The sequence below is a fragment of the Pseudomonas sp. 34 E 7 genome (genome assembly GCF_900005715.1).
GTDB classification, from domain to species: Bacteria; Pseudomonadota; Gammaproteobacteria; order Pseudomonadales; family Pseudomonadaceae; genus Aquipseudomonas; species Aquipseudomonas orientalis_A.
The window spans coordinates 44,309-52,522 of record NZ_CVTX01000112.1; the positions used below are offsets into that span (position 1 = coordinate 44,309).

Consider the following 8,214-nt stretch of genomic DNA (forward strand, 5'->3'; position numbering starts at 1 on the left):
GTTACGGTGGGCTACAGAGTTGTGTGGGTACGTCAGGCAACTTTTGTTGCTGATGTACCGCTATCGGGGGCAAGCCCCCTCCCACATTTTGATCTGCATTTTATGTGGGATTTGGTTTGGCCCCAATGACACCCAGAACCAACACACCCTCCGTCGGTCAATGTGACCAGCTCCGCAGCAGCTTGGTCGGTGCTGATATATAGTTCACCCTCGGTTTCCTCTGACTATGAGTGCCCCATGCTTAACAAAGGATTGTTCCTGGCCTGTGCGCTGGCCCTGCTGAGCGCCTGCGATTCTTCCGATAAACCGTCCGCGCCCTCTGCCCCGGCGGCGAGTGTGGCGCCCAAGCCGGCCAAGGCGGCGGTGGATGTGGCGGCGTTGAAGCAGCGGTACGCCGGGCGTGAGTTAAGCGTGGTGGATGTGTCCGAGGTGCAGTTGGACGGGGCCAGCACCCTGTCGGTGAGTTTTTCCATTCCCCTGGACCCGGATCAGAAGTTCGCCGACAAAGTCCATTTGGTCGACAGCAAGTCGGGCAAGGTCGATGGCGCCTGGGAGCTTTCCGATAACTTGATGGAATTGCGCCTGCGCCACCTGGAGCCGCAGCGCAAGTTGGTGCTGACGGTGGATGCCGGGGTGAAGGCGGTCAACGACAACCTGCTCGCCGCCGAATACACCGCTCGCCTGGAAACCCGCGACCTGCAAGCCACCGTCGGCTTTGCCAGCCGTGGCACGCTGTTGCCCACGCGCCTGGCTGAGGGCCTGCCGGTGATCGCGCTGAACGTCGACAAGATCGACGTTGAATTCTTCCGGATCAAGGCCGAGTCCCTGCCGGCGTTCCTGGCGCAGTGGGGGCGCAACACCAGCCTGCAAAGTTACGAATCCCGCGAATTGCTGCCGATGGCCGACCTGGTGTACGGCGGCCGTTTTGACCTCAACCCGGCGCGCAATACCCGCGAAACCCTGCTGCTGCCGATCGCCGGTCTCAAGCAATTGCAGCAGCCGGGTGTGTACCTGGCGGTGATGCGTGCCTCGGGCACCTACAACTATTCGCAACCGGCCACGCTGTTTACCTTGAGTGATATCGGCCTGTCGGTGCACCGCTACGCCAATCGCCTGGATGTGTTTACCCAGGCGCTGGAAGGCGGCAAGGCGTTGAACGGCGTCGAGCTGGAAATCCTCGATGCCGAAGGCCGCGTACTCGGCCAGGGCAAGACCGAAGACGGTGGCCACGCCGAGTTGCCGCTGCCGAAAAAAGCCCAGGTGTTGCTGGCCAAGCAGGGTGAACAAACCAGTTTGCTGCGTCTGGACAGTGCCGCGCTGGACCTGGCCGAGTTCGATATCGGTGGGCAGCCGTCGCACCCGTTGCAGTTCTTTGTGTTCGGCCCGCGTGACCTGTATCGCCCCGGTGAAACCGTGCTGCTCAACGCCCTGTTGCGCGACAAGGACGGCAACGCCGTCAAGCCGCAGCCGGTGAGCGTCGAAGTGCGCCGCCCCGATGAGCAGGTCAGCCGCAAATTCGTGTGGGAGGCCGACGCCTCCGGTCTCTATCAATACCCGCTGCAACTGGCCGGCGAAGCACCGACCGGGCGCTGGCAGCTGGTATTCGACCTGGGTGATGGCAAGCCGCAGCTGTATGAATTCCTCGTCGAAGACTTCCTGCCCGAGCGCCTGGCGCTGGAGCTCAAGGGCAGTGACACGCCACTGAGCCCGGCGGATGACGCGGTCATCCAGGTCAATGGCCGTTATCTGTACGGCGCGCCGGCCTCGGGCAACCGGGTCAGCGGGCAGGTCTACGTGCGCCCGCTGCGCGAGGCGGTCAAAAGCTTGCCGGGCTACCAGTTCGGCTCGGTCACCGAAGAAGAGCTGAGCCAGGATTTCGAGCTGGACGAAAGCACGCTGGACGCCAAGGGCCAGGAAGAACTGACCCTGGAAAGCAAATGGGCCGAGGCCAAGTCGCCTCTGCAATTGATCGTGCAGGCCAGTCTGCAGGAGTCGGGCGGGCGGCCGATCACCCGACGCCTGGTACAGCCGATCTGGCCGGCCGAGCAGTTGCCGGGCCTGCGCGGGCTGTTTGATGGCACTGAAACCAACGGCGACGGCCCGGCGGAATTCGAAATGCTGGTGGCCAACCAGGACGGCCAGAAACTTGCCGCGCAGAACCTCAAGGTGCGTCTGGTGCGTGAGCGCCGCGACTATTACTGGAACTACTCGGACAATGATGGCTGGAGCTATCACTACAACGAGAAATTCCTCAACCTTGACGAACAAACCCTCGACATCAAGGCCGGCGACACCGCCAAGGTCAGCTTCCAGGTGGAATGGGGTCCCTACCGCGTCGAGGTCGAAGACCCGCAGACCGGCTTGATCAGCAGCCTGCGCTTCTGGGCCGGCTACCAGGCCCAGGACAACACCGAAGGCGGCGCCGTGCGCCCCGATCAGGTCAAGCTGGCATTGGATAAGCCCGCCTATGCCGATGGCGACACCGCCAACGTCACCGTCACGCCGCCGGCGGCCGGTAAAGGCTACCTGCTGGTTGAGTCCGCCGAGGGGCCGCTGTGGTGGCAGGAAATCGACGTGCCGGCCGAAGGCAAGAGTTTTGCCGTCAAGCTCGACCCGAAATGGTCGCGGCATGATCTGTACGTGAGCGCGCTGGTGATCCGTCCCGGCGAGCGCAAAGCCAATATCACCCCCAAACGCGCGGTGGGCCTGCTGCATCTGCCGTTGGACCGTACCCAGCGCAAGCTTGGCCTGACGCTGACGGCGCCGGAAAAAATGCGCCCCAAACAGCCGCTGACGGTGAAGATCGCCGCCAAAAACGCCGACGGCAGTGTGCCCAAACAGGTGCATGTGCTGGTGGCCGCAGTGGACGTTGGCATCCTCAATATCACCGAATACCCCACACCCGACCCGTACTCCAGCCTGTTCGGTCGCAAGGCCTACGGCGTGGACCAGTTCGACATCTACGGCCAGTTGATCGAAGCCGGGCAGGGCCGTCTGGCCAGCCTGGCGTTCGGGGGCGATGCGGCACTGGCCAAGGGCGGCAAGCGCCCGGACACCAGCGTGACCATCGTCGCCCTGCAAAGCGCGCCGGTGACGCTCAACGAGCAGGGCGAGGGCGAAGTCAGCGTCGATATTCCGGATTTCAACGGCGAGCTGCGCCTGATGGCCCAGGCCTGGAGCGATGACCGTTACGGCATGGCCGAAGGCAAGACGGTGATTGCCGCGCCGCTGATTGCCGAGTTGTCGGCACCGCGCTTCCTGGCCGGTGGTGACGAGACGACGTTGGCGCTGGACCTGTCCAACCTGTCGGGCAAGGCGCAGAAGCTGGACGTACAACTGAGCGCCGAAGGGCAGTTGCAGCTGGTCAACGGCGGCTCGCACAGCGTCGAGTTGAAACAAGGCCAGCGCACCACGCTGCGCATCCCGGTGAAAGCCTGGGGCGGCCTGGGCAATGGCAAGGTCAAGGTGACGGTCAACGGTTTGGATCTGCCCGGTGAAAACCTGCCGCCGTTCAGCCGGGAATGGACCCTGGGCGTGCGTCCTGCCTACCCTGCGTTGCTCAAGCATTACCGCGCCGTGCTCAAGGACCAGCCGTGGAGCTTGCCTGCGGGCACGCTGGAGCAGTTCGACAGCGCAGGCAGCGAGGCGTTATTGAGCCTGTCCAGCCGGCCGCCGTTGAACCTCGGCGCGCAGATCAGCGCGCTCAAGGCCTACCCCTACGGTTGCCTGGAGCAAACCGCCAGCGGCTTGTACCCATCGCTCTACGCCGATGACGCGTTGCTTAAACGCCTGAGCATCAAGGGCGAGCCGGATGCCGAGCGTAAACGCAAGATCGAGTTGGGCATCGAACGCCTGCTGGGCATGCAGCGCTACAACGGCAGCTTCGGTTTGTGGGGCGCCGACGGCGAGGAAGAATATTGGCTGACCGCCTATGTCACCGACTTCCTGCAGCGCGCCCGTGACCAGGGTTTTGCAGTGCCGGCCGAGGCGCTGAAGAAAGCCAGTGAGCGTCTGTTGCGCTATGTGCAGGAGCGCAACTTGATCGAAGTCGACTACAGCGACAACGCCGAACACACCCGCTTTGCCGTGCAGGCCTATGCCGGCATGGTTTTGGCGCGCAGTCAGCAGGCGCCGCTGGGGGCCTTGCGCAGTATCTTCGAGCGACGCAGCGATGCGCGTTCCGGCTTGCCCCTGGTGCAGTTGGCCATTGCCCTGCAGAAAATGGGCGACCAGCCGCGTGCGGACCAGGCGCTGCTCGCCGGCCTGGCCGCGCAGCGCAGCGCCAAGGAATGGCTGGCCGACTACGGCAGCCCGTTGCGCGATCAGGCGATGATCCTGGCGTTGCTGGAAGAAAATGACCTGGCCAAGGGCAAGCGCGAGGAACGTCTGTTCGCGCTCTCGGACCAGTTGGCGGCCAGCCCGTATTTGTCGACCCAGGAGCGTAATTCGCTGTTCCTCGCCGGGCGGCTCGGGCTCGCCCAGCCAGAGGCGAACTGGCAAGTGTCGCTGACCGGCAGTGGTGGTGTGCGTGAACTGAACAACCAGCAATCAACCCTGCAACTGGATGACAAGCTGCTGACCAGCGACTTGAGCCTGAGCAATCAGGGGGACACGCCGGTGTACCAGCAACTGACGATTTCCGGTTACCCACAAGTGCCACCGGCAGCGGGCGGTGAGAACCTGAGCATCCGTCGCGAATACCTGGGCATGAACGGCCAGCCGCTGAACCTGCGCAGCCTCAACAGCGGCGACCTGGTGCTGGTGCATTTGGCGGTCAGCGCCAAGCAACGCGTGCCGGATGCCCTGGTGGTCGACCTGCTGCCCGCCGGCCTGGAACTGGAAAACCAGAACCTGGCCCAAAGCGCGGCCAGCCTGGAGAACGCCAGCAGCCAGGTGAAGGAATGGCGCGAGTCGATGCAGAACGCGTCGCTCAAGCATCAGGAGTTTCGTGATGACCGCTACGTGGCGGCGATGAACCTGGACGGTTACGGCGGCACCACGCACTTGCTGTACCTGGCACGGGCAGTGACACCGGGCACCTACCGCGTGCCGCCGCCCCAGGTGGAGTCGATGTATCGGCCGAACTGGCAGGCGGTGGGCGAAACCCCGGCAGATATGGTGATCAAGGGCCGCTGATTGCTGAAGTTGAAATGGAGATCAATGTGGGAGGGGGCTTGCTCCCGATAGCTAAGTGTCAGCCAATGATGTTTTGACTGATTCACCGCTATCGGGAGCAAGCCCCCTCCCACAAGGGATTGGGGCGGTCAGATAAATCAGTGCACAACCCAGCTCAACAACCACAGGCCCAGCACCAGCCAGATGATCCCGATAATGACCGAGGCGCGCATAAAGGCGCGTACCGCCGAGTACAAAAAGAGCAGCCCGACGATCAGGGTGATAATGCTGATGATCGAGGTGTCCATGCCCAGGGTGCGCGACAAGCCATCGATAAAGTTGCCGCCGGCGTGGGTCAAGGCTCCGAACAAGCCGCTCAGACCGTCGACGATAAAGCGGATGACGGAGCCGAGCGCCTGGCCCAACCATTCGAAAAAGCTTTCTACCTGCATGTGCGTGTCCTGATTAAGAAGGTGGGCGTAACTGTGCCTTTGGTCGTTGTTGCGACAGGCGAGTTCCCTGCAAGCATAGAGGTTTGCCCGGTTGAATTTGCGTTTTGTTGCTCGCTGGACACTGGTGAGCCTGTTGTTGGTCATTGCCCTGCTGTGGCTGGCCGACCGTATCTGGCCCTTGCCGTTGCCCCAGGACGACCTGGCCCGGGTGGTGCTGGCCGAGGATGGCACGCCATTGTGGCGCTTTGCCGATGCCGATGGCGTGTGGCGCTATCCGGTGCACACCCGCGAGGTCTCACCGTATTACCTGGACGCGGTGCTGACCTACGAAGACCGTTGGTTCTATCGCCATCCCGGGGTCAATCCGTTGGCGCTGGTGCGGGCGACGTGGCAGAACCTGACCGGCGCACGGGTGGTGTCGGGCGGCAGCACCTTATCGATGCAGGTGGCGCGCTTGCTCGACCCGCATTCACGCACCCTGCAGGGCAAGTTGCGGCAACTCTGGCGTACCGCACAGCTGGAATGGCATCTGTCCAAGGACGAAATCCTCACCCTGTACCTGAACCGTGCGCCCTTCGGCGGCACGCTGCAGGGCGTGGCGGCGGCCAGTTGGGCCTATCTGGGCAAATCCCCGGCGCAACTGACCCACGCCGAAGCCGCCCTGCTCGCGGTATTGCCCCAGGCACCGAGCCGCCTGCGCCCGGACCGTCACCCGCAACGCGCGCAGCAGGCGCGGGACAAAGTGCTGCGCCGCCTCGCCGAGTTCCAGGTATGGCCGCAATCGGCGGTCGATGAAGCCCTGGAAGAACCGCTGCTGCTCGCGCCGCGCCTGGAACCAAGCCTGGCCCCCTTGCTTGCGCGGCGCCTGAACCGGCCGGACAGCCCGCCCTTGATCCGCACCACCGTGGACGCCACCCTGCAACGTCGCCTCGAAGACCTGCTGCTGGGCTGGCGTGCGCGTTTGCCCGAACATACCTCGGCGGCGATCCTGGTGGTGGAGGAAGAAACCATGGCCGTGCGCGCCTACCTCGGCTCGGTGGACATCAATGATGCCAAGCGTTTTGGCCATGTGGACATGATCAACGCGCTGCGCTCGCCCGGTTCCACCTTGAAACCCTTCCTCTATGGCATGGCCCTGGACGACGGCCTGATTCATTCCGAGTCCCTGCTGCAGGACGTGCCGCGCCGCTACGGCGATTACCGGCCGGGCAATTTCTCCATGGGCTTTACCGGGGCGGTGCCGGCGAGTACGGCGCTGTCCAGCTCGCTGAACCTGCCGGCGGTGCAATTGCTGGAAGCCTACGGGCCGAAACGCTTTGCCGCGCAGATGCGCATCGGCGGCATGCCGCTGGCGTTGCCGGCGCTGGCCGAGCCGAACCTGGCGTTGATCCTGGGCGGTGCCGGCAGTCGCCTGGAAGAGCTGGTCAGCGGCTACAGTGCATTGGCCCGCGACGGCAAGAGCGCCACCCTGCGCCTGCAGCCGGATGACGCGCTGCGCGAACGGCCATTGCTGTCGCCAGGGGCGGCCTGGATCGTGCGGCGTATCCTCAGCGGCCAGGCGCGCCCCGACCGCGACCCACGGGCCGAACTGGTGCAGCGCCCGACGCTGGCCTGGAAGACCGGCACCAGCTATGGCTTTCGTGATGCCTGGGCGATTGGTGTCGGCCCGCGTTATCTGATCGGCGTCTGGATCGGTCGTCCGGACGGCACGCCGGTGCCGGGGCAGTTTGGCCTGGCGTCGGCGGCGCCGTTGATGTTGCAGGTGCATGACGTACTGACCAACCGCGACAGCCAGCGCGGCATCAGCGCGCCCGTCAAGGCCGTGCCGGCCAATGTGGGCGTGGCGGCAATCTGTTGGCCGCTGGGCCAGCCGATGAGTCGCAGCGATCCCAACTGTCGTCGCCAGCGGTTTGCCTGGACACTGGATAACACCACGCCGCCGACGTTGCAGGCACTGGATCAGCCGTTGAGCGTGGGGTTGATGGAAAACCTCTGGGTCAACGCCAAGGGCTTGCGCGTGGACGCCCATTGCCCTGGCGCCGAACCGAAGCATATCGCCCTGTGGCCGGCTCCGCTGGAGCCCTGGCTGCCCAGGGTGGAGCGCCGTGAAGCACGCATCCCGGCCGCCGACCCGGATTGCCCGCCGCCGGCACTGGCCGCCGCTTCGCCATTGTCCATTGTGGGCGTGCGCGAGGGCGATCAACTGCGTTTGCCCGCTGCCAGTCAACAGGCCCTGCGCCTGAAAATCTCCGCACTGGGCGGCAGCGGGCGGCGCTGGTGGTTTCTCAATGGTGCGCCGTTGGGGGATAGCGCCAATCAGGACAGCATCAATGCCAGTTTCGAGCGGTTGGGGCGCTATCAGCTCAGTGTGTTGGATGAGGCCGGGCAGACTGCCAGGCTTGAGTTCAGTGTTGTGGATTAGGGCCTCATCGGGGGCAAGTCGAATCGTCGCACCGCTCCTCCCACAATTTTGATCTGTGAACACTTTTCAAATGTGGGAGGGGGCTTGCCCCCGATGGCGGCCTCTGGGCTGGCCAGGATGCTGGATTGGAACGAGTACATATCCGTTTCTGCGGTAACGGCTGCTATGGGTTCCGCTTTTACAGCGGCTCACTTTTGAAAAGCGCAAAAGTAAGCAAAACGCTCT

General features: G+C 63.9%; 3 protein-coding genes. 2 read left to right on the forward strand and 1 reads right to left on the reverse strand.

What is annotated here, in order from left to right; translation table 11 throughout:
- Positions 1-237: 237 nt before the first annotated feature.
- Positions 238-5,136, forward strand: coding sequence for an alpha-2-macroglobulin family protein (locus BFP96_RS09615; RefSeq protein ID WP_065936093.1), 4,899 nt, complete (start codon positions 238-240; stop codon positions 5,134-5,136).
- Positions 5,137-5,273: 137 nt separating this feature from the next.
- On the opposite strand, the gene BFP96_RS09620 is transcribed toward BFP96_RS09615, so the two are convergent.
- Positions 5,274-5,567: a hypothetical protein gene (locus tag BFP96_RS09620; protein ID WP_065886472.1), complete on the reverse strand. Its 294-nt coding sequence runs from the start codon at positions 5,565-5,567 to the stop codon at positions 5,274-5,276.
- A 91-nt stretch (positions 5,568-5,658) separates the two neighbouring features.
- On the opposite strand from BFP96_RS09620, the gene pbpC reads away from it, so the two are divergent.
- Positions 5,659-7,989 (forward strand): peptidoglycan glycosyltransferase PbpC, encoded by a 2,331-nt coding sequence (pbpC, locus tag BFP96_RS09625; RefSeq protein WP_065934758.1) that lies wholly within the window; start codon positions 5,659-5,661, stop codon positions 7,987-7,989.
- The last annotated feature ends 225 nt before the right edge of the window (positions 7,990-8,214 follow it).